The sequence below is a fragment of the Paraconexibacter algicola genome, from assembly GCF_003044185.1.
GTDB lineage: Bacteria > Actinomycetota > Thermoleophilia > Solirubrobacterales > Solirubrobacteraceae > Paraconexibacter > Paraconexibacter algicola.
In genome coordinates this window covers 725,712-748,970 of record NZ_PYYB01000001.1, presented here as the reverse complement: position 1 = coordinate 748,970, position 23,259 = coordinate 725,712, and the positions used below count along the sequence as shown (strand labels likewise).

Annotated in this window: 17 protein-coding genes; 9 read left to right on the top strand and 8 right to left on the bottom strand. The window is 76.5% G+C overall.

What is annotated here, in order from left to right; all coding sequences use genetic code 11:
• Positions 1–6 precede the first annotated feature (6 nt).
• The gene (locus tag C7Y72_RS03515) at positions 7–1,062 is read left to right on the top strand and encodes a M20/M25/M40 family metallo-hydrolase (RefSeq protein ID WP_107567218.1); all 1,056 of its coding nucleotides are present in this window, start codon (positions 7–9) and stop codon (positions 1,060–1,062) included.
• Positions 1,063–1,065: 3 nt separating this feature from the next.
• On the opposite strand, the gene C7Y72_RS03510 is transcribed toward C7Y72_RS03515, so the two are convergent.
• Positions 1,066–1,737, bottom strand: a complete 672-nt coding sequence (locus C7Y72_RS03510) for an SHOCT domain-containing protein (RefSeq protein ID WP_107567217.1) — start codon at positions 1,735–1,737, stop codon at positions 1,066–1,068.
• On the bottom strand, positions 1,734–2,654 hold the full coding sequence (locus tag C7Y72_RS03505) for a hypothetical protein (protein ID WP_107567216.1): 921 nt from the start codon (positions 2,652–2,654) through the stop codon (positions 1,734–1,736). The genes C7Y72_RS03510 and C7Y72_RS03505 overlap by 4 nt, the downstream gene beginning before the upstream one ends.
• Before the next feature lie 82 nt (positions 2,655–2,736).
• Here C7Y72_RS03505 and C7Y72_RS03500 point away from each other — a divergent pair, with 82 nt between their 5' ends.
• From C7Y72_RS03500 to C7Y72_RS03475, 6 genes are all read left to right on the top strand, one after another.
• Positions 2,737–3,432: a haloacid dehalogenase-like hydrolase gene (locus C7Y72_RS03500; RefSeq protein ID WP_107567215.1), complete on the top strand. Its 696-nt coding sequence runs from the start codon at positions 2,737–2,739 to the stop codon at positions 3,430–3,432.
• Positions 3,433–3,518: 86 nt separating this feature from the next.
• Positions 3,519–6,341 (top strand): helix-turn-helix transcriptional regulator, encoded by a 2,823-nt coding sequence (locus tag C7Y72_RS03495; RefSeq protein ID WP_107567214.1) that lies wholly within the window; start codon positions 3,519–3,521, stop codon positions 6,339–6,341.
• A gap of 96 nt (positions 6,342–6,437) precedes the next feature.
• The gene (locus C7Y72_RS03490; protein WP_107567213.1) at positions 6,438–6,653 is read left to right on the top strand and encodes a hypothetical protein; all 216 of its coding nucleotides are present in this window, start codon (positions 6,438–6,440) and stop codon (positions 6,651–6,653) included.
• Between the two features lie 125 nt (positions 6,654–6,778).
• Positions 6,779–7,258, top strand: coding sequence for a cupin domain-containing protein (locus C7Y72_RS03485; protein ID WP_158276613.1), 480 nt, complete (start codon positions 6,779–6,781; stop codon positions 7,256–7,258).
• Between the two features lie 84 nt (positions 7,259–7,342).
• Positions 7,343–12,406: an Ig-like domain-containing protein gene (locus C7Y72_RS03480; RefSeq protein WP_107567211.1), complete on the top strand. Its 5,064-nt coding sequence runs from the start codon at positions 7,343–7,345 to the stop codon at positions 12,404–12,406.
• A gap of 47 nt (positions 12,407–12,453) precedes the next feature.
• The gene (locus tag C7Y72_RS03475; protein WP_146175235.1) at positions 12,454–14,979 is read left to right on the top strand and encodes an esterase/lipase family protein; all 2,526 of its coding nucleotides are present in this window, start codon (positions 12,454–12,456) and stop codon (positions 14,977–14,979) included.
• A 13-nt stretch (positions 14,980–14,992) separates the two neighbouring features.
• Here C7Y72_RS03475 and C7Y72_RS23075 read toward each other — a convergent pair whose 3' ends face one another.
• From C7Y72_RS23075 to C7Y72_RS24115, 6 genes are all read right to left on the bottom strand, one after another.
• Entirely contained in the window at positions 14,993–15,859 is an 867-nt protein-coding gene (locus C7Y72_RS23075; protein ID WP_154733503.1) for a hypothetical protein, read from the bottom strand.
• 36 nt (positions 15,860–15,895) lie between these two features.
• Positions 15,896–16,270, bottom strand: coding sequence for a VOC family protein (locus C7Y72_RS03465; protein WP_107567209.1), 375 nt, complete (start codon positions 16,268–16,270; stop codon positions 15,896–15,898).
• Positions 16,267–17,097 carry a helix-turn-helix domain-containing protein gene (locus C7Y72_RS03460; protein ID WP_107567208.1) on the bottom strand — a complete coding sequence of 277 codons (831 nt, stop codon included), beginning with the start codon at positions 17,095–17,097 and terminating at the stop codon, positions 16,267–16,269. The genes C7Y72_RS03465 and C7Y72_RS03460 overlap by 4 nt, the downstream gene beginning before the upstream one ends.
• A 10-nt stretch (positions 17,098–17,107) precedes the next feature.
• A complete protein-coding gene (gene ettA, locus C7Y72_RS03455; protein WP_107567207.1) occupies positions 17,108–18,763 on the bottom strand; it encodes an energy-dependent translational throttle protein EttA in 1,656 nt (551 codons plus the stop codon).
• 116 nt (positions 18,764–18,879) lie between these two features.
• Positions 18,880–19,788, bottom strand: coding sequence for a hypothetical protein (locus tag C7Y72_RS03450; protein ID WP_107567206.1), 909 nt, complete (start codon positions 19,786–19,788; stop codon positions 18,880–18,882).
• 10 nt (positions 19,789–19,798) lie between these two features.
• Entirely contained in the window at positions 19,799–19,921 is a 123-nt protein-coding gene (locus C7Y72_RS24115) for a hypothetical protein (RefSeq protein WP_255450688.1), read from the bottom strand.
• A gap of 136 nt (positions 19,922–20,057) precedes the next feature.
• Here C7Y72_RS24115 and C7Y72_RS03445 point away from each other — a divergent pair, with 136 nt between their 5' ends.
• Both C7Y72_RS03445 and C7Y72_RS03440 read left to right on the top strand, forming a co-directional pair.
• Entirely contained in the window at positions 20,058–21,305 is a 1,248-nt protein-coding gene (locus tag C7Y72_RS03445) for a tetratricopeptide repeat protein (protein WP_107567205.1), read from the top strand.
• Positions 21,306–21,417: 112 nt separating this feature from the next.
• The gene (locus C7Y72_RS03440) at positions 21,418–23,115 is read left to right on the top strand and encodes a thiamine pyrophosphate-binding protein (RefSeq protein WP_107567204.1); all 1,698 of its coding nucleotides are present in this window, start codon (positions 21,418–21,420) and stop codon (positions 23,113–23,115) included.
• The last annotated feature ends 144 nt before the right edge of the window (positions 23,116–23,259 follow it).

Sequence of the window (23,259 nt, the reverse complement as noted above, 5' to 3'; positions counted from 1 at the left end):
GCGGCGATGGCCATCCCTCCCGTCCTGCACCGCCTGCTGACCGCCGCCGGCCCCTCCGGCTACGAGACCGCGCCCGCCGCCGCCTTCCGCGACGCCGCCGCCGAGTTCGCGGAGGTGACCACGGACGTCATGGGGTCCGTGTGGGCGAAGGTCCCCGGCACGGCCGGCGGCCGGTCGCTCGCGATCATCGGCCACATCGACGAGATCGGGCTGATCGTCACCCACATCGACGACGACGGCTTCCTCTACGTCATCGGCGTCGGCGGCTGGGACCCGCCGAACCTGGTCGGTCAGCGCGTCGACGTCCTCACCAAGGACGGGGTCGTGCCCGGCGTCATCGGCAAGAAGCCGATCCACCTGATCAAGCCCGACCAGCGCGACAAGGGCGTCAAGCTCGAGGACCTCCACATCGACATCGCGGCGAAGGACGGCGAGGAGGCCCGCGGCCGCGTCCGCATCGGCGACGTCGCAGTCATCACCGGCGAGCCGGTCGAGCTGCCCAACGACCGCGCGATCTCCCGCTCGATGGACAACCGCCTGGGCTGCTATGTCGCCTACGAGGCCGCGCGGCTCGTCGCGGAGGCCGGCGGCGCCCCCGGGGACGTCGTCGCGGTCGCGGCCGTCCAGGAGGAGATCACCTTCGGCGGCTCCCGCACGACCGCCTACGCGCTCGAGCCCGACGCGGCGATCGTCGTCGACGTGACGTTCGCCACCGACCAGCCGGGCATCGACGTCAAGGAGCTCGGCAAGCACGAGCTCGGCTCCGGCCCGGTGCTCGAACGGGGGTCGGTCCTGAACCCCGCGATCTTCGAGGGCCTCCACGCCGCGGCGCTCGCCAAGGAGCTGCCGTTCACCGTCAGCTCGTCCGCCGGGCGCACCGGCACCGACGCGGACGCCGTGCACCTCTCGCGCGCGGGCGTGCCGACCGGACTGATCGGGCTGCCGCTGCGCTACATGCACTCCCCGGTGGAGATGGTGCAGATCTCCGACGTGCAGGCGGCCGCCGAGATCATCGCCGCCTACGCGCTGGGCCTCGCGCCCGACGCGTCGTTCGCGCGGTAGGCCTCAGAGCTCGTCGAGGATCGCCCGGCGCCGGGCCGCGTGCTCGGCGTCGGTGATCACGCCCGCGGTGCGCAGCTCGTCGAGCTTGCGCAGCCGGCCGGCGACCGGGTCGTCGTCGATCGCCTCGCGGGCCCGGGCGATCGCGCCGAGCTGCCCGGCGAGCGTCGCCATGGCGTCGCCGTCGGCCGGGGACCGCGTCGGCCCGAGGCGCCCTTCGGCGCGGGCACGCGCGAGCACCTCCTCCGCGTCGGCGCTCCCGCGCCGCGCGATCGTCATCAGGCCGAGGATCAGCAGCAGCGAGAACCCGCCGATCGCCAGGAAGGTGATCCCGACGCCGAGCGCGTCCCCCGAGGACCCGGGCGGTGACGCCGGACCGTAGGCGACCACCATCGCGGCCGCGCCCATCGCCAGCCACAGGTAGCACCACCACAGCCCGGCGAGCAGCTGTCGCGCGACCGGTGCGAGCGCGATCCCGACCGCGGGCAGCACGAAGATCGAGCCGATCAGCTGCAGGACCTGCCCGCCCGTCCCCTTCGGACAGGGGCGGACCGCGACCGCCCCGGGCGGCGCGCCGCAGGTGCCCGTGCGGATCAGCCCGTAGATCGCCGCGGTCGCGAGCACGATCGACAGGCCGACGATCGCGACGGCGCCGAGCAGGCGCAGCAGCCGGCTCACCGGCCCGCCGCCTCCAGGCAGCGGCCGACCGCGTCGTCCGTCCCGCGGGCGCGGGCCTCCTCGATGCAGACCTGCAGCCGGCGCGCCCGCGCGCCCGTGAGCCGGACCCGCCGGCCGTTGCTGAACACGGTCACCGAGCCCGCGGACGAACTGCCGGGGCGCGCGGCCGGTGCCGTGGCCGGGCTCGGCGTGGGGGCGGGCGGCGGTCGCAGCTCCGGTCGCGTCAGCGCGGCGTCCTCGTCGCTGCGCCGCACGACCCGCCCGTCGCGCCGCGCGAACCACGTCTCGTCGCGCGGGCGGACGTCGGCGACCGCCAGCCGCCACTCGCTCTGCGCGACGCGCCCGTCGATGGCCGTGAGGCCGAGGTCCACGCCGGTCACGCGCGCGGCGGCCTCCGGGATCCGCGCGCGGACGCGCGCGACGGCGGCCGGCACGCCGCGGAGGTCGACCCGGGAGGGGAGGAGGCCGTCCGCCTCGCTGCGGCCCGCGTCCCGGGCCTCGACGCCCCCGACGACGTCGACCTCGAGGCGGCGCAGGAACGCGCGCCCGTCCCGCACCTGGAGCGCGAGCCCGACGGGCGTCACGGTCAGCCCGGTCACGAGCTCGCCCTCGCGCACCCGCCCCAGGGCGGCGGCGTACGCGGCGCGCAGCGGGCGCGCCCGCAGCAGCGACCGCGCGGACCGGTCGGTGATCTCCCCCCGCTGCGCCTGCTGGACCGGGTCGTCGCGGTTCTCGCGCTCGGCCCGCACGAGGAAGAGCGAGCTGCCGCCGAGGCTGATCGCGCCGAGCAGCAGGACGATCAGCCACGGCCCGACGGTCACGGTCCGGTCCGGGCCGGCGGACGGCCCGTCGACGGGGCGCGCGCTCGCGCCCGCGTCCCGCTCGTCGCTGCTGCGTCCGAACGCGTCGGTCCCCATCGCGGCGCACCGTACCCGTCCGCGCGCCAGGACCGAAGCGCGTGGGACCGGTTCGAGACGCGATCGGGCAGGCTCCCGGACGATGCTCCTGCTCTTCGACATCGACGGCACGCTGCTGATCGACGCGTCCGCCGCGCACCGCGACGCGCTCCACGCGGCCATCCGCGAGGTGCACGGGGTGGCGATCCCGCGTGCCGGGGTCGACGCCGCCGGTCGCACCGACGGGGCGATCGCCGCAGACATCGTGCGCCTCGCCGGCGTGCCGGACGCTGCGGCGCGGGCGGGCGCCGCCGCGGTCCGCGAGGCCGCCTGCCGCCACTACGAGCGCCTGTGCCCCGACGACCTCTCCGCCCACGTCGCCGCCGGGGTGCCGGAGCTGCTCGCGGGGCTCGCCGAGCGCGACGACGTGCTCTGCACGCTCGTCACCGGCAACCACGAGCCGATCGCGCGCCGCAAGCTCGCCGCCGCCGGGATCGGCCACCGGTTCCCCGCCGGGCAGGGCGGCTTCGGGTCCGACCACGACGACCGCGACCGGCTGCCCGGCATCGCGCGCCTGCGGGCCGGCCGGCGCGCGTGCGGCCGCGCCTACCCGGCCGGCGAGACGGTCGTGATCGGTGACACCCCGCGCGACATCGCCTGTGCCCGCGCCGACGGCGTGCACGTCGTCGCCGTCACCACCGGGGCGTACGACGCGGAGGCCCTGGCGGCCGCGGACGTCGTGGTCGACGGGGCGGCCGCGCTGCCCGGCGCGCTGCGCGCACTCGGGCTCGACGGCTGAGCGCGCGCCCGGCCGTCCCGCGGATCGACGGCGCCCGCGCGCCGGGGTATCGTCCTCGCGCTCCGGGTCCCCCGAACCACTCCCGCGTGACCGAGCCCACGACCAGCGCTGCAGATCCCGAGGTCCGTCGTCCCGACGGGCTGGTCGACCGTGAGCGCGATCTGGCCGTGCTGGAGGCCGCCAGCGCGCGGGCGCGGACCGGGGACGGCGCCCTCGTGGTCCTGGAGGGGCCGGCGGGGATCGGCAAGAGCGCCCTGCTCGCGACCCTGCGCGACCAGCTCGACGCGTCGGTCACGACGTTGCGCGCCCGCGCCGGGGACCTCGAGCAGGACTTCCCGTTCGGCGTCGTACGGCAGCTGTTCGAGGGCCTGCTGGCGGATCCGGCCGTGCGGGAGCGCCGCCTCGACGGCGCCGCGGCGACCGCCGCCCCCGTGTTCCTCGCCCCCGGGGCGGCGGCGACCGAGGAGGCCGGGGCGTTCGCCGCGCTGCACGGCCTCTACTGGCTGACCGCCGACCTCGCCTCCGACGGACCGGTCGTCCTGCTCGTCGACGACCTGCACTGGTGCGACCCCGCGTCGCTGCGGTTCCTCGTGTACCTCGCGCGCCGCCTGGACGGCCTGCCGGTGCTGCTCGTCGGGACGCTGCGCACGGGGGAGACGGGCACCGATGCGCACCTGCTCGCCGAGCTGCTCGCCGCCCCGCAGACCGAGACGCTGACGCTCGCACCGCTGACGCCGACCGCCACCGCCGGGCTGGTGCGCGAGCGTCTGGGCGCCGACGCCGACGACGCGTTCTGCGTCGCCTGCCACGACGCCAGCGGCGGCAATCCGCTGCTGCTGCGCCAGCTCCTGCGCGCCCTGGAGAGCGACCGGGTCGCCCCGACCGCCGAGCGCGTCGGCGCGGTGCTGGAGGTCGGGCCGCGCGCGGTGAGCCGCACGGTCCTGCTGCGGCTGGCGCGACTGGACGCGGACGCCCTCGCGCTCGCCCGCGCCGTCGCCCTGCTGGGGGACGAGGCGGACCTCGGGGTCGCGGCCGAGCTGGCCGGCCTGGACCGCGCGCGGGCCGCCGCCGCGACCGGTCCGCTCGCCCGCGCCGAGATCCTGCGCCCCGAGCTGCCGCTGGGGTTCGTCCATCCGCTCGTGCGCGACGCCGTGTACCTCGAGCTGCCCGCCGGAGAACGCGCCGACGGCCACGCGCGCGCGGCGGAGATCCTGCGCGACCACGGCGCCGACCCGCGCCAGACCGCCGGTCAGCTGCTGCTCAGCCCGCCGCGGGCGGTCGACTGGGTGGCCGACGAGCTGCACGCGGCCGGCCTCGACGCCGCGACCCGCGGGGCGCCGGAGAGCGCGGTCGCCCACCTGCGCCGCGCCCTCGCCGAGCCGCCCGCCGCGGACCGTCGTGGCCGGCTGCTCTTCGACCTCGGTCGCACCGAGGCGCTCAGCGACGGGTTCGCGGCGGTCGAGCACCTCTCCGCCGCGCTCGAGGAGCTGCGCGAGCCGCTGGTCCGCGTGCAGACCGCCCTGGCGCTGATCCGGCTGCTGATCCTCGTCAACCGGCCCGCCGACGCGCAGCAGCTCTGCCGCCGGATGCTCGCGGAGGTGCCCGCCGACGACGTCGACGTGCGGTCGAGCCTCGAGGCGTTCGAGCGGATCGTCGCGTTCTTCGGCGGCCCGCCGGTCCTGACGCCCTCGTCGTTCGAGACACGTCCCGGTCCGATGGGCGCCACCGTCGGCGAGAAGCGTCTGCTGGCGGTCGCCGCCCTGGAGCGGTGCTTCACCGGCTTCGGCGTGCAGGACGTCGTCCCGGTCGCGCTCGAGGCGCTCGACGGCGGCGTGCTGATCCCGGCGGACGACACGTTCCTGACGATCGCGGCCGCGATCCCGCTGGTGGAGGCCGACCGCGACGAGGCGCTGGCGGTCTTTGACGAGGCCCTGGCCGACGCCCACCGGCGCGGCTCCCAGTTCGCCGTCCTGGGCGTGCACCTCTGGCGCGGGTACACGCTTCTGCGCCGGGGCGACCTGCTCGACGCGCAGGCGTCGCTGGAGCGCGCCGACGCGGGCAACCGCGACTGGGGTGACGACGGCGTGGCGGTGGCCTACGTCGCCGCGATGATGAGCGAGGTCCGGCGCGAGCTCGGCGACCTCGCCGGGGCCGCGCAGGTCCTCGACCGACCGCACGGCGCGCCGCCCGGGGGTGACGCGATGCGGCTCCACGACGGCGCCCGGATCCGCCTGCTCCTGGCCGACCGCCGCAGCGAGGAGGCGCTCGAGGCGATCGACCGGTACGCGCAGATGCTGCAGGCGCTGACGAACCCGGCGTGGAACCCGTGGCGGTCGATGCGCGCCGAGGCGCTCGCGCAGCTCGGCCGGACCGACGAGGCGCGCGCGCTCGTCGAGGAGGAGCTGCCGATCGCCCGGGCCTGGGGGGCGCCGAGCACGGTCGGACGGACGCTGCGCCAGCTGGGCGAGCTGCGCCGTGACGAGGGGCTGCTGCGGGAGGCGGTCGCGCTGCTGACGACCTCGACGCAGCGCATCGAGCACGCGCGCGCGCTGCTCGCCCTCGGGACGCTGCTGCGCCGCGAGCGGCGCCCGGCCGAGGCCCGCGATCCGCTGCGCGAGGCCCACGAGCTCGCGGCGGCGCGCGGGGCGACGCCGATCGTCGACGCGGCCCGGGCGGAGCTGCTGGCCAGCGGCGCCCGCCCGCGGGCCACGGCGCTCAGCGGGGTCGCGTCGCTGACGGCGAGCGAGCGCCGGGTGGCGGACCTCGCGGCGGCGGGTCGCACGAACCGCGACATCGCGCAGGAGCTCTACGTCACGCAGAAGACCGTCGAGGTCCACCTGTCGAGCACGTACCGCAAGCTGGGGATCGGGTCGCGGCGCGAGCTCGTCGGGGCGCTGGCCGACGGCTGAGGCCGCGCGGCCCCGGGGGCGCCGGGCAAGGACTGGGGTTCCCGTCTGGGGGTGTCCCCGATGTGGGGGTGGGGGTGCGCGGCGCACGATGTCGCCGTGCCCCGTCGCAGCTGCGAGATCCGCCTGAGCGTCGACGTCGAGGACGACGACCTCGCCGGCGTCGCCGACGACGGCATCGTGCCGCCGCGGAGCTTCCACGGCTGGCTCGGGCTGCTCGCCACACTCGACGCGCTGCTCGCCGCGGTCCCGTCCGCGGCCGACGTCGCGGGCGCCCCGGACGAGCCGCCCATGCCCCACGGGGGCGGCTCGTGATGTCGGGCCGGCGTTCAGCGCTCCCGCTCGAGCAGCTCCTCGACCTCGTTCCCGACGAGTCCGCTTCGGACTCCCACTCTGCAGGACCGCAGTCCATCCATCGATCCGTCTCGGAAGGAGACCCCATGCCCGCTTCGTCCCACTGGTTCATCGACGCCCTCATGCACGTCCACGTCGACGGCACGGACACCGGTGACGCCTACGCCCTCGTCGAGTGCCTCGCCCCCGCCGGTCACATGCCGCCGCCCCACGTCCACCGCGGCGAGGCCGAGGGCTTCCACGTCCTCGAGGGCGAGCTCACCGTGCACGGGCCGCAGGGCGCGACCGTCCTGCGGCCCGGCGACAGCCTCCACGCCCCGGCCGGTGAGCCGCACACGATCGAGGTCACGAGCGCCGCGCCCTGCCGGATGCTCGTCGTCTCCGTGCCGGCCGGTTTCGAGCGGTTCGTCCGCGCCTTCGGCGAGCCGGCCGCGACGGACACGCTGCCCGTCCTCGACGGCCCGCCCGACGTCGAGCGCCTCGCACGGATCGCCGGCGAGCACGGCATCACGTTCGTCGGCCCTCCCGGCACCCGCCCGGCCGAGCTCGCCCCGGCCGTCGCCTGACCTCGCCCGCGACGCCCGCCGCCGTCCACCCGTGGCGGCGGGCACCACCGTTCCCGTCCCTGCTGAAGCGCACCCGAGACCACCATGCCCCGCTCCCGCACCATCGCTCGCGTCCTGCACGCCGTCCTCCTCGCCGCCCTCGCCGCTCCCGCGGCGGCGTCCGCGACGCCCACCCCCACGTTCGGCGAGCTCCTGCGCCTCGACGCCGGCGAGCAGCCCTCCACCTACCGGCCGGACGCCGAGAGCCGTGACGGGACCACGGCGGCCGCGTGGCGGGAGAACGCCCGGATCGTCGCCGCCCGGCTCGACCCGGCCGCCGGCAGCGCCGAGGCCCGCTGGTCGTTCGACCGTCCCGGCCGCATCCCGACCGGCCAGGACCCCGTCGTCGCGGTCACGGGCACGACCGTGCACGTGGCCTGGGTCGAGACCGGCGACGGGCACGCGGGCATCGTCCTGGCCACCAGCCGCAACGGCGGACGCACGTTCGGTCCGGCGCACGACGTCACGCCCCGCACGCGCGACCACCTCGGCCAGCCGCGCATCGACGCCGACGGCGAGCGCGTCTACGTCGTCTGGTCGCAGACCGCGCCGGGACAGCCGACGCGCCTGCGGGCCGCGGGGTCCCGTGACGGTGGCGCCACCTTCCCGTGCCAGGCGCGCGTCAGCCGGGTCGGCGACCGCGTCGACGAGCGCTACGACGTCGCCGTCGACGGCACGAGCGTCCACGTCACGTGGCTGTCGACCGGGGACGAGCTGCGCTACCGGCGATCGGTCGACGACGGCCGGACCCTGGACGAGCCGCTGACCTTTCCCGCGTCCGGCCTCTCCGTCCCGCGCATCGCCGCGGAGGACGGGCACGTCGTGCTCGTCCACGGCCCGGACGCCGTCGTCCTCGCCTCGGCCGACGGCGGCCACTCCTTCGGCTCCCGCACGCTCGCGGACGCGAGCACGCGCTGCCCCGACCACCACTGCGGCGACCCGCTCGGCCTCGACCTCGACGGCGGCCGCGCGGTCGTCTCCTGGATCGGGCGCAGCAGCGTCTACGCCGCGGCCAGCTCCGACGCCGGACAGCGGTTCGCCGCGGTCGTCCCGGTCTCCCCGATCCTCTACACCTGGCACGCGTTCTCGCAGCCGACCGTCGACGTCGAGGGGGACGTCGTGTCGATCGCCTGGCACGGCGCGCCCCGCGCCGGGACCGCGCAGCAGCCGGACCGGGACCTCGACCCGTACGTCGCCAGCTCGCGCGACGGGGGCGCGACGTACACCGTCAGCGACGCCGACGACGAGGCGCCGGGCACCGCGATCTTCCCGGTCGCCGTCGCCCACGCCGACCCCGCCCCGGCGTCCGGCACCGTCTGGTGGCGCACCCGTGGCGGCCTCTACTCCGATCGCTCGATCCGCTATCGCGGGATCGCGCTCGGGACGCCGAACGCGGAGGTCCTCGACGTCGCGGTGACCCAGGGCACCGAGGACCCGCAGCGCCTCGTCGCGGGCCGCGCCACCGCGGTGCGCGTGCGCCTGCGCGCGACGTTCCCGCGCACCGTCACGGTGCCCGTCCGCGTCACCGCGCGCTACACGCGTCCCGACGGCGACGTCGTGCGGACCGTCGAGGAGGACGTCGCCCTCCCCGGAGGTCGCACCGTCGTGCGTCACCTCACGGTCCCCGGTGCCCCGGAGGCCGGCAGCTACCGCGTACGCGCCGAGGTCGACCCCGACGGGACCCTCGGCGGGGAGACCGCCGACGACGCCCGCGAGGTGACGCGCGCGGTCGTCGCGGGGCGGGCGCCGCGCATCCTCGTCGTCGGCCTGCACGCCGCCGACGAGGACCCGGTCGTCTGCGGTCGTGTCCAGCGCCTCGCGGAGAGCGCGCGCGAGTACCTCGAGGCCGCGTGGCCCGTCGACCCGCGCCGCCTGCGCGTCGACGCGCCCTGCATCGGGCAGCTGACCCACCCGGGCCCGCTCGACTCCGCGGGGATCGCGCAGACCTTCGCGCGGCTGGACCGGCTTGCCGCCGACGGCGCCCACGACCGCGTCGTCGCCGTCGTCCCGGACGGCTGGTTCGCACGCCAGCAGGTCCCCGCGCTCGCCCAGGCGGCCGGCCTCGCGCCGTTCGGCGCGGGCACCCGTGCGGCGATCCTCGACGCCCGCGCGAGCGCCGGCTGGGTCCTCGCCCACGAGCTCGCGCACCAGCTCGGCTGGGTCAGCGCGGAGGCCTCCGACGACGGCCACCTCGACCGCGTGCCCGCACCGGGCTACCGGGTGACGCAGGAGCGGGTCGTCGCCGGGCGGGTCGACGCCATGCACCCGACCGCGTCGCTGGACGAGCTCGCCGACCCCGTGGCCCGCTGGACCTCGCCCGCCTCCTGGGACGGCCTGCTCGACCGCCTCGAGGAGCGCGCCGGGACGGGCGCCCGCATCGCAGCGGCCCCCGCCGCCGGCCCCGTGCTCGACGTGCGCGGCACCGTCCGGTCGGACGCGGCGACGCTCACCGACGTCGGCGCCGCCACCGGCACCCCCGACACCGCCGACCCCGACGGGCCGCTGGCGCTCGAGCTGCTGGACGCCGACGGGACCGTGCTCGCCACCCACCGCTTCGCGGCGGCGAGCCTGCACGCCGCCGTGGGGATCGGCACCGCCGAGCCGCCGCACGACGCGCTCGCCGACGCCGCGTTCAGCGCGCGGGTCCCGCTCGTCGCCGGCGCCGCGCGACTGCGGCTGCGCCGCGGACCGGCGGTGCTCGCGACGCGGACCGCGAGCGCTGCCGCACCCGCGGTGACGGTGTTCGGCCCGGCCGCGGGCGCCACGGTCGGCGCCGGGCAGCGCACGACGATCCGCTGGACGGCGACCGACGCCGACGGCGACCCGCTGCGCAGCACCGTGGAGATCTCCAAGGACGGCGCCGACTGGATCGCCGTCGGCGCCGACCTCGCCGACCCGCAGGTCGAGGTCACCGTGCCCGACGCGTTCGTCGGCGACACCGCCCGCGTGCGCGTCACCACCACCGACGGCTGGCACCGCACCACGGCCACGAGCGCGCCTTTCGCCGTCCGCGGTGGACTCGTGGACGGGGCGCTGGTCACCTTCGACCACCGCGACGGGGACGTGTGGACCGCGCCCTCGGCGGGCGGCGGGACCGCCACGCGCATCGCGCAGGCCGCCGGCGGCGTGTACCCGCGCTGGAGCCCCGACGGCACGCGGATCGCGTTCGGATCCAACGATCCGGCGATCGCCCGCCAGCGCGTGAACGTCGTCGACGCCGACGGCAGCGACCGGCGCGTCCTGTCCCCGGGCAGCGACCTGTGGCCCCGCTGGACCGGCCCGGACACGATCGCCACGCACCACACCACCGACGCCGGCGGGTACCAGGGCTGGTTCGACGCGCGCGACGACGGCAGCGGCAGCTTCGCGCCGCGCGCCGGCCGCTACGCCGAGCCGTGCGACCTGTCGGCCGACGGCACCAAGGTCCTCTACAACCAGGGCGGCTACGCCGTCGGCAAGCCCGACGGCACGGGCCTCGTCTCCGTCCCGCCCGGCTACGGATCGTTCGAGTGCGGCTCGTTCAGCCCCGACGCCAAGCGGTTCGTCGGCATCTCCGGCAACGAGCTGGCGATCATCACCGTCGCGACCGGCGCCGTGCAGCGGCTCGCGGTCGACACCACGAGCTACGACCTGTCGCCCGAGTGGTCGCCGACCGGCGAGTGGATCTACTGGAGCTCGAGCCGCAGCCGCAAGGGCTACAACTTCGACGTCTGGCGGATCCGGCCCGACGGCACCGACGCCCAGCTCGTCCTCGACGGGGACCTCGACCACGACGGCGTGGAGCAGAGCAGCGACGCGTCCTACGTCTCCGTCGACGTGCAGCCGCTGCGCACCGGCGGCGAGTCCGCGTCCCCGCGCGGACCGCAGGCCGACGCCGGCGGTCCCTACACCGTCGACGAGGGCGCGGCGCTGACGCTCGACGCGTCGCGGACCACCGCCGGGGACCGGCCGCTCACCGCGACCCGCTGGGACACGGACGGCGACGGCGCCCACGACGACGAGGCGACCGTCACGTTCGACGACGACACCCGCACGACCGTCGCGCTGCTGGCCACCGACGCGGCCGGGCGCAGCGCGACCGACGACGCGCCGGTGACGGTCCGCAACGTCGCGCCCGCGTTGCACGACGTCACCGCCACCCTGGCGACCGGCGGGACGGTGGGCGTGAGCGCGCGCCTGACCGACCCGGGCCGCGGCGACACCCACACCGCCACGGTCGACTGGGGTGACGGCCGGGGACCGCAGGACGCCGCGGTCCAGGTCGACGGCGGGACCGTGCGGGTCCTGGCGACCCGCGCGGCGCTCGCCGCCGGCACGACCGTGACGCTCACCGTGCGCGACGACGACGGCGGCTCCGCCTCGGCGAGCCTGCCCGTCGCGCCCGCCGCGCCCAACGGCGCCCCGACCGCCGACGACGTCGCGCAGGACGTCCCGTTCGCCACGGGCGTCGACGTGACGCTGCCGGTCGGCGACCCGGAGGGCGACCGCCTGCGCGTCGAGCTCGTCCAGGCCCCGCAGCACGGCCGCGTCGTCGTCGGCGACGACGCCACGGTCGCCTACGTCCCGGCCGAGGACCACGTCGGCGACGACGCGTTCACCTACCGGGCCGTCGACGGCGACGGCGCCTCCCCGGCCGCGACCGTCCGGCTGCGCGTGCTGCCGCCCGCCGCCGACCAGCAGCGCCCCGGTACCCCGGCGCCGGTCCCGCCGCGCGACGACCGCGACCCGGCGGACCTGCCCGCGGACGCGGCCCCCGCGCCCGGCCGGCCGCTCACCGCCGAGCCCGCCGCCGTCGGAGGCGCCGCCGCACCGGGCGGGACCCCCGGCGGCGGATCCGCCGGCGCCCGCACCTGCGTCAGCCGCCGCAGCCTCACCCTGCACATCCCCGCCCCGCGGCGCGGCGAGGGCGCGCACCGCACGGTCGTGGTCCGCGTCGACGACCAGGTCGTCACCGTGCGCCGCGGCCGCGCCACCCGCGTCCCGATCGACCTGCGCGGCCTGCCGAAGGGCGCCGTGCGCGTGACCGTCGTGATCACGCGCGCCTCCGGCCGCGTCACGCGCAGCACGCGCACCTACCGCACCTGCGTGAAGCGGCGGGCCGCGCGATGACCACGAAGCCCGCCACCCCGAACCAGCCCTCGTCCCGGAGCCTCGCCATGTCCCGTTCCCTCCTGTCGTTCCTGCTCGGCGTGACCGTCGCGGTCGCGCTCGCCTCCTGGGCGATGCCCGCGGGCGCGTGCGCGCAGAGCCCGCAGGACCCGTGCCTGGAGGACCGCGAGACCAGCTGGGTCCGCGGCACCGTGTTCACGGACCGCGTCCCCGACGGGGCTCCACGTGCGGAGATCGACCTCGGCCGGCCCGGCGAGCTCGTGTGGGTCGACGTCGACGAGGACGCGGTCCCCGACGCCGACGAGCCCCGCGCCCGCACGGACGGCGACGGACGCTTCGCGTTCGAGGTCGACCCCGGCGCGTTCCCGGCCGGCAGCCGCCCGCCGCTGCGCGTGCAGGTCGCCGCCGCCAACGCCTGCACCGTCCCCGACCCGTGCGCCCGGCGCGCCCCGTTCGTCCCCGGCGAGGACCTCGATGACCAGGACTTCGGCATCGCGATCCCCGCGGTCCTGCGCGGGCAGGCCAACGAGGACCTCGACGACGACGGGGTCCGCGACCGCGACGAGCCCGGCGCCCTGAACCTGCGCCTCTACGTGGACGTCGACCGCAGCCGCAGCTACGACCGCGGCGAGCCGACCACGCTCGTCCCGTTCCACGGCGCCTGGGACATCGAGGTCCCGGTGACGCTCCTGGGGCGGGCGCTCACCGTGCGCTCGGACAACCCGCAGGGCTTCCACTGCAAGCGCCCGCTGTCGTGCGAGGAGACCGTCCCGCCGCTCGGCGCCGGCGAGTTCCGCACGCTGGACCAGCGGATGATCAGCGAGCCGGCCATCGTCTTCGTGCACGGCTTCCTGGGCTCGGAGATCGGCTGCCCGGGCAACAAGGCGTGGTTCGACGGGCTGGGCGCCGACCTGCTCGACATGCAGCTCGGGCCGGACGGCCGCTCGAACATGACGGTCGCCCAGGGCGGCACGCGCTGCTCCGAGCAGGCCGGGCCCACCGGCGGGCTCATCCTCCAGGCGGCCGGCAAGGACATCTACGGCTCGTCCGTGAGCCACTACGCGAAGCTCGCGCGTGCCGAGCGCTTCCGGGCGATCGCCTGGGACTGGCGCAAGGATCCGCGCAGCCAGGTGCACGTCCTCGACCGGGCGATCGACGAGCTGCGCTGCCAGGGACCGACCCCGTGCGACGCCCCGCGGGTGCGCAAGGTCGTGCTCGTCGCCCACTCCCAGGGCGGCCTGCTCAGCCGCGCGTACGTCGCCGACCCGGCCCGCGCGGCGAAGGTCAGCCGCCTCGTCACCGTCGGCACCCCGACGTGGGGCTCGCCGAAGTCGATCTTCCCGCTCGTCGGCGGCGTCGAGACGCCGATCGGCGGCCTCGGGATGGACGTGTTCCTCGACAACGACGACCTCAAGGTCCTCGCGCGCAACCTCTCCGGCGGGTTCTCGCTCGCGCCGTCCCCCGCCTACGGGCCATGGCTCGACGTCCCGACGTTCAGCAGCACCCGGATGGACGCCGACAGCGCGCCGGACTTCTACGCGGCGATCGGCGGCAACGCGCTGCTCGTGCGCCAGCAGGCGCAGGCCCACCGCGAGCTCTACGACCGGTTCGGCTCGCTCAACGGCGTCGACTACCAGGTGGTCGCCGGGCGCGGGATGGCGACGATCACCGACGTGAAGCTCCTCTACGGCGCCGACGAGCGCGTCGAGGCGACCTTCGGCGAGGGCGACCAGACGGTGCCGCTGAAGAGCGCGGAGTTCGACGCGCCCGCCGACCGGCTGCACCACGTCTGCGGCATCTCGCACGTGCCGCTCACCGCCGATCCGCAGACCACGGCGATGATCGACCCGTTCGTGACGATGGGCGAGCCGGTGCGCCCGAACCCGCAGGGCCGGGACTGCCCGGTCGCCGCCACGGTCGTGAACGTCTACGCCGCGACGGCGCTCGGCTTCGACCTGACGGACCCGGTGGCGGCCGCGGCGTCCGCGCGCAGCGGGATCGGCGCCGCGCGGGTGCGCGCCCGCTCCGCGGCGACCGGCCGGGCGACCGGTCCGGCGATGACCCCCGCGCAGGCGCAGGCCGCCGGGCTCATCGACCTCGTGCAGGCGGGCGGGCAGACGACGATCGTCGTGGACGACCGCCGCCCCGTGCAGCTCACCGTGCCGGCCGACCGCTCCGGGAAGCCGTACGCGATGACGACGCAGGATCTCGACGGCTCGCGCCGCGGCCCCGTGCGCACCTTCGGGGACCTGACCGGGGCGACGGTGCTCGACGCGGGAGCGGCCACGACCCTGCGCGCCGGCGGCCGCGTGCTGCGGCCCTCGCGGGGCGCGGAGCGGGATGCCCCGCGCACGCGAGCGCAGATCGTGCGCCTCGCCGGCGGGCGGGTACGCGTGGCCCTCGCGGCCCGCGACCGGTCGCGGGTGACCGGCACCTACGTGTTCGTGGGCGAGCGCCGTCGGCGCTACCGGCGCCCGGTCGTGCTCACCGCGGCGCAGGCCCGCCGGGCGAGCTTCGCCTCGGTGGACCGCTGGGGCAACGCGGAGCCGCGCCGCCCGCTGCGGCTGCGGTGAACGCGCCGGCCGCTCAGGCCGGCAGGGTCCAGTAGGAGTCGGTGCCGACGGGCTCCTCGACGGCGCCCGCGGCCTGCAGCTGCTCGCGCGCCTCGTCGCGGCTGCGGCCGGTGATCTGCGCGACCTCCTGGGTGGCGAGCTTGTGGCCCGCCCAGGTGAGGACCTCGGCGACGTCGTCGGCCGGGCGCCGGTCGACGAGCGGCGTGAGGTTGGCGACGATCGTGTCGTAGACCTCCCACGGGTGGAACCCGGGGGCGACCATCGTCGCGCCGTCGGACAGCCGCGTGAAGGTCAGGCTCGGGCAGGTGTAGCGGCGGCCCTTCCTGCCGTCGCGCTCCCAGCCGGCGAGCTTGTGGTCCATGGCGAGCGCGGCGGTGCTGGGGTGGCGGGCGTCGTGCATGTCCTGCTCGACGGCGGCCTGCACGTCCTCCTGCCCGACCCAGCCGCGCAGCTGCTGCGCGTCGATGTCCGCGTCGGCGGCCGCGGCCGCGATCGTGTCCCACTCGTCCAGCAGCTCGCCGGAGAAGTTCCGCACGCGCAGCGCGCGCAGCAGCCGCTCGTAGCGCTCCGGCGCGTGGAGCCGCGCGGCGACGACCGCCTCGCAGGCGGGGCGCGTCGCCGGCGGGCGCTCCTTGACGGTGCCGTCGATCGGCATGCCGAAGCGCTCGCCGAGCTGCACGCCCGAGGAGGCGAGGAACGCCGCGTCGAGACCCTTGTCGAGGTACTCCTGCGAGGACTCGCTCAGGACGACGAGCTTCGACGTCCAGCGGACCTGCTCGCCCAGCTCCCACAGCAGCCGCAGCCGGAAGGGCTCGGCGCTGAACGCGAACGGGCAGGCGGGGTCGGTGTACTCGGTGATCTCCAGGTGCGCGAGGGCCATGCCGGACAGCCTTGCACAGCCCGGACCCCGGTCCGCTCAGCCGGGCTCTCCCGCGTAGGTGCCGAAGCTCCAGCCGTTGCCGTCGGGGTCGGCGAGCCCGCACTCGCGACCGCCGTAGTCGGGCACGTACGGCTCCCGGACGCTCGTGGCGCCGGCGGCGATCGCCCGCGCGTAGAGGGCGTCGACGGCCGCCGCGTCGGGCAGCACCCAGTAGGTGAGCGTGGCACCGAGCGGCTGCTCGGTCGCGCCGCGCGTGCCGCACATGATCGCGCCGTCGCCGAGCCGCAGCTGGGCGTGGTCGACCTCCTCGCCCTCGGGCGGGAAGACGGCGACGAGCCGCAGCCCGAACGCCTCCTGGTAGAACCGCAGCAGGTCGCGGGAGCTGATCTTCAGACAGGGGAAGACGGTCATGCGCCGACCGTACGGGCTGGTGGCCCCACGGTCTTGGACGGATCGGACCGCAGGTCGCGGACCGGCGGGGGCGTCGTCGCGAGCAGCGCGGTCGGCGTGGTCCCGGTGTACGCGCGGAAGTCGCGGTTGAAGTGCGCCTGGTCGGCGTAGCCGCACTCCGCCGCGACCCGGCCCAGGTCGCAGGGCGCGGCGCGCAGCCGGGCGGCCGCGCGCTCGAACCGCAGCAGCCGCGCGTACGCCTTCGGCGGCAGGCCGACCGCCTCGCCGAACCGCCGCGACAGGTGGCGGGTGCTGCAGTGCAGCTCGCGGGCGAGCGCGTCGACGCGCAGCGCGCCGTGCGTCTCGTGCAGGCGCGCGAAGGCACGCGCCACGTCCGCGCCGACCGGTGTCGCCGCCGCGACGCGCCGGGCGACGAACGCGTCGAGCAGCGCGAAGCGCGCCGCCCACGACGCGGTCAGCGCCAGGCGCTCGACCAGCAGCGGCAGCTCGCGCCCGAGCAGGTCCTCCAGCGCGACGACCGCACCGGTCAGCTCGCGACCGGGAACGCCGAGCAGCGCTCGCGCCCCCAGCGGCGTGAGGTCGATCTGCACGAGCTCGGCGGCCCCGACGTTCTCCGTCATCACCGGCACCTCGGTCAGGCCGCCCGCGAACGAGCCGAACGCCTCCCCGTCGATCAGCCAGCCGCCGTCGAGCGCGAGGATCACCGCGACGCCGCCGAACGGCAGCTCGGCGCGGCGCACCGGCGCCGGGTCGCGCGACGCGAACCCGGCGTAGGCGAGCACGTGACCGCGCAGCGTGCAGGACGGAGCGGCGAGCTCGACCTGCACGCGCGCGACGCTAGTTGCGCGTCAGCTTCTTGTAGCCGATGCGGTGCGGCCGGTCGGCCGCGTCGCCGAGCTTCTCGCGACGGTACTCGTCGTAGGCCTCGAAGTTGCCCTCGAACCACTCGACCTGCGAGTTCCCCTCGAACGCGAGCACGTGGGTGCAGATCCGGTCGAGGAAGAACCGATCGTGGGAGATGATCACCGCGCAGCCCGGGAAGCCGACGAGCGCGCTCTCGAGCGCCTGCAGCGTCTCGTGGTCGAGGTCGTTGGTCGGCTCGTCGAGCAGCAGCAGGTTGCCGCCGCTGCGCAGGAGCTTCGCGAGGTGCACGCGGTTGCGCTGCCCGCCCGAGAGCGTGCCGACCTTCTGCTGCTGGTCGCCCTTGCGGAAGTTGAAGCCGGCGACGTACTGGCGCGAGGGCATCTCGCGCTTGCCGACCTTGATGTAGTCGTAGCCCTCGGAGATCTCCTCCCAGACGGTCTTGTCCGGGTCCAGCGCGTCACGGGCCTGGTCGACGTAGGAGAGCTGCACGGTGTCGCCGAGCTTCACCGTGCCGCTGTCGGGCTGCTCCTGCCCGGCGATCATCTTGAACAGCGTCGTCTTGCCGGCGCCGTTGGGGCCGACCACGCCGATGATGCCCGCGGGCGGCAGCGTGAAGCTCAGGTCCTCGAACAGGAGCTTGTCGCCGAAGCTCTTCGTCAGGTTCTTCGCCTCGATCACGTTCCCGCCCAGCCGGGGACCGGCCGGGATGTGGATCGTGACCTCGTCGAACTTCACGAGCTTCTCCGCCTCGACGAGCTCGTCGTAGCGGTTCAGGCGCGCCTTGTTCTTCACGCGGCGGCCCTTCGGGTTCGTGCGGACCCACTCGAGCTCGGCCTTCAGGGTGCGCTCGCGCGCCTTGTCCTGCTGCTTGGCCATCTCCATCCGCTTGGCCTTCGCCTCGAGCCAGCTCGTGTAGTTGCCCTCGTGCGGGTGCGCGCGGCCGTGCTCGAGCTCGAGGATCCAGCCGGCGACGTTGTCGAGGAAGTAGCGGTCGTGGGTGACCGCGACGACGGCGCCCTTGTAGTCGTGCAGGTGGCGCTCCAGCCACGAGACGGACTCGGCGTCGAGGTGGTTGGTCGGCTCGTCGAGGAGCAGCAGGTCGGGGGCCTGCAGCAGCAGCCGGCAGAGCGCGACGCGGCGGCGCTCACCACCGGACAGGCCGTCCACGATCGTCTCCGGCGGCGGGCAGCGCAGCGCGTCCATCGCGTACTCGAGCTGCGTGTCGAGGCTCCAGGCGTCGGCCGCGTCGATCTGCTCCTGCAGCCGCGCGAACTCCTTCGCGGTCTCGTCGGAGTAGTTCGCGGCCAGCTCGTTGAAGCGCTCCAGCAGGGCCTTCGTCTCGGCGACGCCCTCCTCGACGCACTCCTTGACCGTCGAGCCGGGGGTCAGGTGCGGCTCCTGCTCCAGCAGGCCGACGGTCTTGTTCGTGCCCAGGATCGCCTCGCCCCGGTAGTCGTCGTCGATGCCGGCCATGATCTTCAGCAGCGAGGACTTGCCCGCGCCGTTGTAGCCGAGCACGCCGATCTTGGCGCCCGGGTAGAACGCCAGCGTCACCTCGTTCAGCACCGTCTTGTCCGGCGGGTACCGCTTGGTGACGCCCATCATCTGGAACACGTACTGGGAGCTCATCTCCACCCAGGATACGTGGGGCGGCCAGGATCCTCACGGGCGTCGCACGCTCGCGGGCATCTGCCCCCGCCCGACCGGGTGGATCGAGGCAGGGAGATCCCGGCACGTCGCGCGGGTCAGAGCCGCTGCGCCCAGCGGGACGCCGCGAGCGAGACCTCCCGCAGCGCGCCCCGCAGATCGCCCGGTGCGCCCCCGGCGGCACGGGCGCGCGCCAGGCGCGTGAGGGCGGCCGCGAGGACCGCGGGACCGGCGGGCGCGGTCGGGTCGCCGGTGGCGGCGACGAGGCGCGCCGCCCCCTCCTCGGCGCGGTCCGCCCGGCGCGAGGCGGCCTGCTCCCGGGCGCGCGCCGCCGCGATCCGCTGGTCGGCGTCCGCCCGCGCGGCGGCGAGCCGGTCCTCGCAGGCGGCGCGGGCGGCGGCGACCACGCGCAGCTCGCGCTCGCGCGCCCGGTCTCGCGCCTCGATCGCCCGGCGTGCGCGGTCGGCCAGTCGTCGGGCGCGCAGCCGGCTCTCCGCCGCGCGCGCCTGCTCGCGGTCGGCGCGGGCCCGTTCGGCGCGCGCCCGTCGCAGAGCGTCCTCGGCTCGCCGCTCCGCCTCCGCCGCGCGCGCGTCCGCGGCGGCGACGAGCGCGTGCGCGGCGCGCAGTGCGTCGTCGAGCGCGACCGGGGGGAGCGGCTCGCGCGGCGGGACGTCGGGCCGGGCGGTCCCGGGGGCGCGGCGCCGCGGCCCGGGCCGTCGCGGCACGAGCCCGGCCTCCCGCACGGCCGCGTCGAAGCTGCCGTCGAAGCGGCGCTTGACCGCGTTCAGGGACGGCCAGCGCGCCCCGGTGTCCGGGTCCCCGGCGGCGTACCGCTCGATCCGCCACTCCTGCGCGCGCCAGCGGGCGACCGACGGGTTCCAGTCGGCGGTGCAGGGCGGCTCGCCGAACAGGTCGTTCCAGCGGCGGATCGCGGTGAGGATCTCCTCGCGGGTGGAGGCCGACCTGCCGGTCCGTGCCCCGTCCGCGAGCTTCGCGGACGGTGGCATCTCGTGAGGCCTAGTCCGCGGAGCGCGTCTTCGTCTTCGGGTTCTGCTTCGTCGTCGGGTTCGTCGCACGGGTCGCCGCGGCAGCCGGCAGGGCCGGGCGGGCGATCGGGGAGCGACGGGCGACGGACGGCATCTGCCCCGGAACCTAGCGGACGGACGGCGGACCGTCCATCGCGCGCACCGGGGCGGCGCAACGCGCCGCGGACGGGTGGGTTCGAACCCGCCCGGCCCGTCGGGACGGCGGGTCGGCCGCGGTACCATGGGTGGTCGTGGCGCAGGTCCTCGACATCGAGCAGTCCCTTCTCCTGCTGGAGCTGGAGCCGCCGTTCGGCAAGCGCGAGGTGCAGCTCGCGCGACGGCGGCTGGCGAAGATCTGGCACCCGGATCTCGCGCCGCCCGGCAAGCAGTTCGCGCACGAGAGGCACCTCAAGGCGATCAACGAGGCGGCCGACCAGCTCGAGCGCCTGGCCGAGGACTCGCGCGGCGGTCAGGTCTCCCGCGCGGCCGTCAAGGTCAGCGCGGCCGCGGCTCGCGCCGCGCGCGAGGAGGCCGGTCGGCGCGCCTACGAGGCCGAGCAGCGCGCCCGCGAGCAGGCCGCCGACCGCGCGCAGAACGACCCGTTCGGCGCGCGCGTCCCCGACCACTCGGTCGTGCACCGCTACGCGCGCTGCGCCGCCTACCCGGAGTGGGGCGTCGGCTCGGTCACCGGCATCTACTTCACCGGTGCGGGCGACGACGTGCAGCAGTGGGCGCGCCTGAAGTTCGAGATCGGCGTGCGGACGGTGCCGGCGGACTCGCTCACCTTCGTCGACTTCTCCAAGCCCGACCCGGGCGCCGACCGCGTCCAGCGGTTCCTCGTCGCCGCCCAGCACGCGATGCACGACAACGACTACGCGCTCGCGGCGCAGCGCCTCATCTACGCGCGCGACGCGGACCCGAAGAACCCGTCGGTGCTGCGCCTGATGACGCTCGCGTTCTGGCAGGCGGGCAACCTCAACGCGGCGGGGCGCTCGGTGCGCGACTGGGCGCGGGTCGAGGGCGAGCGGCCGGCGCCGCACCGCTTCGCCTCGCGCATCTACGAGGACATGCGGGCGTTCGACCTCGCGCTGGAGGCGGCCGAGCGCGTCGCCGAGCGCGCGCCGGACGACGCGTCGTCGTGGGAGCGGATCGGCCGCGTGAAGCTGCGGATGATGGACCGGGGCGGCGCGATCGCGGCGCTCGAGCACGCGCGCGAGCTGGGCCCGAGCATGGAGGGTCTCCTGGACCTCGCGACCGCCCTGCACCTCGCCGGGGACCTCGGCGGCGAGGTCACCGCGACCGAGCAGGCGACGTTCCTGGCGCCCGACTCGCACGAGGCCTGGTCGCGCTACGCGCACGCCCTCGCTCGCACCGACCGGGTCTCCGACGCGATCGCCGCGGCGGACAAGGCCCTGACGCTCGGCCCCGACGACGCCGAGATCGCGCACCTGATCGAGCGCCTGCGCGAGGTCGAGGCGCGGGTCCTCCCCGCGGCGTAGACCGGGCGGGACCGGCCGGGACGGGCCCCGGGCGGCCCGCACGGTGGACCGCAGCTCGCGGGGCCCGCGAGCTCACGTCCACCGGGACGGGCCGGCCGCGTAGGCTGCCGCCGTGCCCGTCGCCGCCGATCTCCTCGTCCGCGCGCTCGAGCGCGCGGGGGTGCGCGTCGTGTTCGGCCTGCCGGGCGTGCACAACCTCGCCGCGTTCGAGGCGCTGCGCACGAGCTCCGCGATCCGCACGATCGGCGTCCGGCACGAGCAGGCCGCCGCGTACGCCGCCGACGGTCACGCGCGGGCGACCGGCGAGGTCGGCGTCGCGCTCGTCACGACCGGGCCCGGTGCGGCGAACACGCTCGGCGCGGTGGGGGAGGCGTGGGCGAGCGGCACGCCGCTGGTCGTGATCGCGACCGACGTCCCCGCGTCCCTGAAGCGACCCGGCATCGTCGGGGGCGCGCTGCACGAGTCGGCCGACCAGCGCGCGATGTTCGCGCCGGTGACGAAGGCGACCGTCCGCGTCACCGACCCGGCGGACCTGGGGCACGCGACCGCGCAGGCGCTCGCGACCGCGCTCGCCGCGCCCCAGCGGCCGGTCCTGCTCGAGGTCCCGACCGACGTCCTCGCCGCAGCCGTCACCGGGGACGAGCCGACCGCCGCGGGCGCGCCCGCGTACGCGGAGACCCCGGACGTCGACCAGGCGCTCCCGCACCTGCTCGCCGCGCAGCGGCCGATCGTCTGGGCCGGCGGCGGCGCGCTGCGCGCGGGCGCGGGACCGACCGTCGCGGCGCTCGCGCAGCGCCTGGGCGCCCCGGTCCTGACGACCTACGCCGCGCGCGGGCTGCTGGCCGGGCACCCGTTCCTCGTCGGCCTGCCGCCGCACGTCCCGGAGGCGGGCGAGCTGTGGGACCGGGCCGACCTCGTGCTCGCCGTCGGCAGCGACCTCGACGGCATGAGCACGATGAACTGGCGCCTGCCGCAGCCGCCCCGGCTCGTCGCGGTCAACGTCGACGCCGCGGACGCGACGAAGAACTACCGCGCCGACGCGGTCGTCGTCGCCGACGCGGTGCTCGGCTGCGAGGAGCTGCTCGAGGGGCTCGACGAGGCGGGCCACGCCCCGCCGCAGCCGGCCGACACGCACTCCGACGCGCTCTTCGGCGGGACGGCGAGCGCCTGGTACGGGGACCTCGCGGCGCTGCGGGCCGGTGCCGTGCGGCGGCTGCGGATCGAGCACCCGGCCGAGCTGGCCTTCGTCGACGTCGTCGCCCGCACGGTCCCGTCGGGCACCACCGTCGTCGCGGACATGTGCGTGGCCGGGTACTGGCTCGCCGCCCTGCACGAGGTCCCCGGCCCCCGCCGCTTCCAGTACCCGATGGGATGGGGCACGCTCGGGTACGCGCTGCCCGCGGCGATCGGCGCCGCCGCCACAGGCACCCCCACCGTCGCGTTCTGCGGGGACGGCGGACTGCTCCTCGCCTGCGGGGAGCTCGCCACCGTGCAGCAGGAGCGGCTGGGGCTGACGCTCGTGGTCGTCGACGACGGCGGCTACGGCATGCTCCGCCACGACCAGGACCGGGCCGGCACGCCGCGCTTCGGCGTCGACCTGGCGGGTCCGGACCACGTCGCGCTGGCGCAGGCGTTCGGCCTGCGCGCGGAGCGCGTCGACGGACTCGGGGACGCGTTCGGCGCGGCGCTCGCCGCGCACCTCGCCGACCCGGCGCCGTCGGTCCTGGTCGCCGCCGCGGCGCTCGCGCCGCCGCCCACCACCTCGCCCCGCTGGCACCGTGAGGGCCCGCCGGCGTGGGCGGCGCCGTGACCGCGGGCACCCGCCGGACTGCAGGACTCCCGCCGACCTGCCGATAGGACAAACGACCCGTGTGTCGCGGTTCGTCGCCTCCGCGGCTATGCTCGCCCCTCCCGCGCACAGGGTTCCAGTCGTTCCGTCCGTTGCTCCAAGAGG

Coding starts and splice junctions, on each gene's coding strand:
- C7Y72_RS03480 (WP_107567211.1), top strand. CDS start 7,343: ATGCCCCGCTCCCGCACCATCGCTCGCGTCCTGCACGCCGTCCTCCTC.
- C7Y72_RS03485 (WP_158276613.1), top strand. CDS start 6,779: ATGCCCGCTTCGTCCCACTGGTTCATCGACGCCCTCATGCACGTCCAC.
- C7Y72_RS03450 (WP_107567206.1), bottom strand. CDS start 19,788: ATGCCACCGTCCGCGAAGCTCGCGGACGGGGCACGGACCGGCAGGTCG.
- C7Y72_RS03505 (WP_107567216.1), bottom strand. CDS start 2,654: ATGGGGACCGACGCGTTCGGACGCAGCAGCGACGAGCGGGACGCGGGC.
- C7Y72_RS23075 (WP_154733503.1), bottom strand. CDS start 15,859: ATGGCCCTCGCGCACCTGGAGATCACCGAGTACACCGACCCCGCCTGC.
- C7Y72_RS03500 (WP_107567215.1), top strand. CDS start 2,737: ATGCTCCTGCTCTTCGACATCGACGGCACGCTGCTGATCGACGCGTCC.
- ettA (WP_107567207.1), bottom strand. CDS start 18,763: ATGAGCTCCCAGTACGTGTTCCAGATGATGGGCGTCACCAAGCGGTAC.
- C7Y72_RS03515 (WP_107567218.1), top strand. CDS start 7: ATGGCCATCCCTCCCGTCCTGCACCGCCTGCTGACCGCCGCCGGCCCC.
- C7Y72_RS24115 (WP_255450688.1), bottom strand. CDS start 19,921: ATGCCGTCCGTCGCCCGTCGCTCCCCGATCGCCCGCCCGGCCCTGCCG.
- C7Y72_RS03475 (WP_146175235.1), top strand. CDS start 12,454: ATGTCCCGTTCCCTCCTGTCGTTCCTGCTCGGCGTGACCGTCGCGGTC.
- C7Y72_RS03465 (WP_107567209.1), bottom strand. CDS start 16,270: ATGACCGTCTTCCCCTGTCTGAAGATCAGCTCCCGCGACCTGCTGCGG.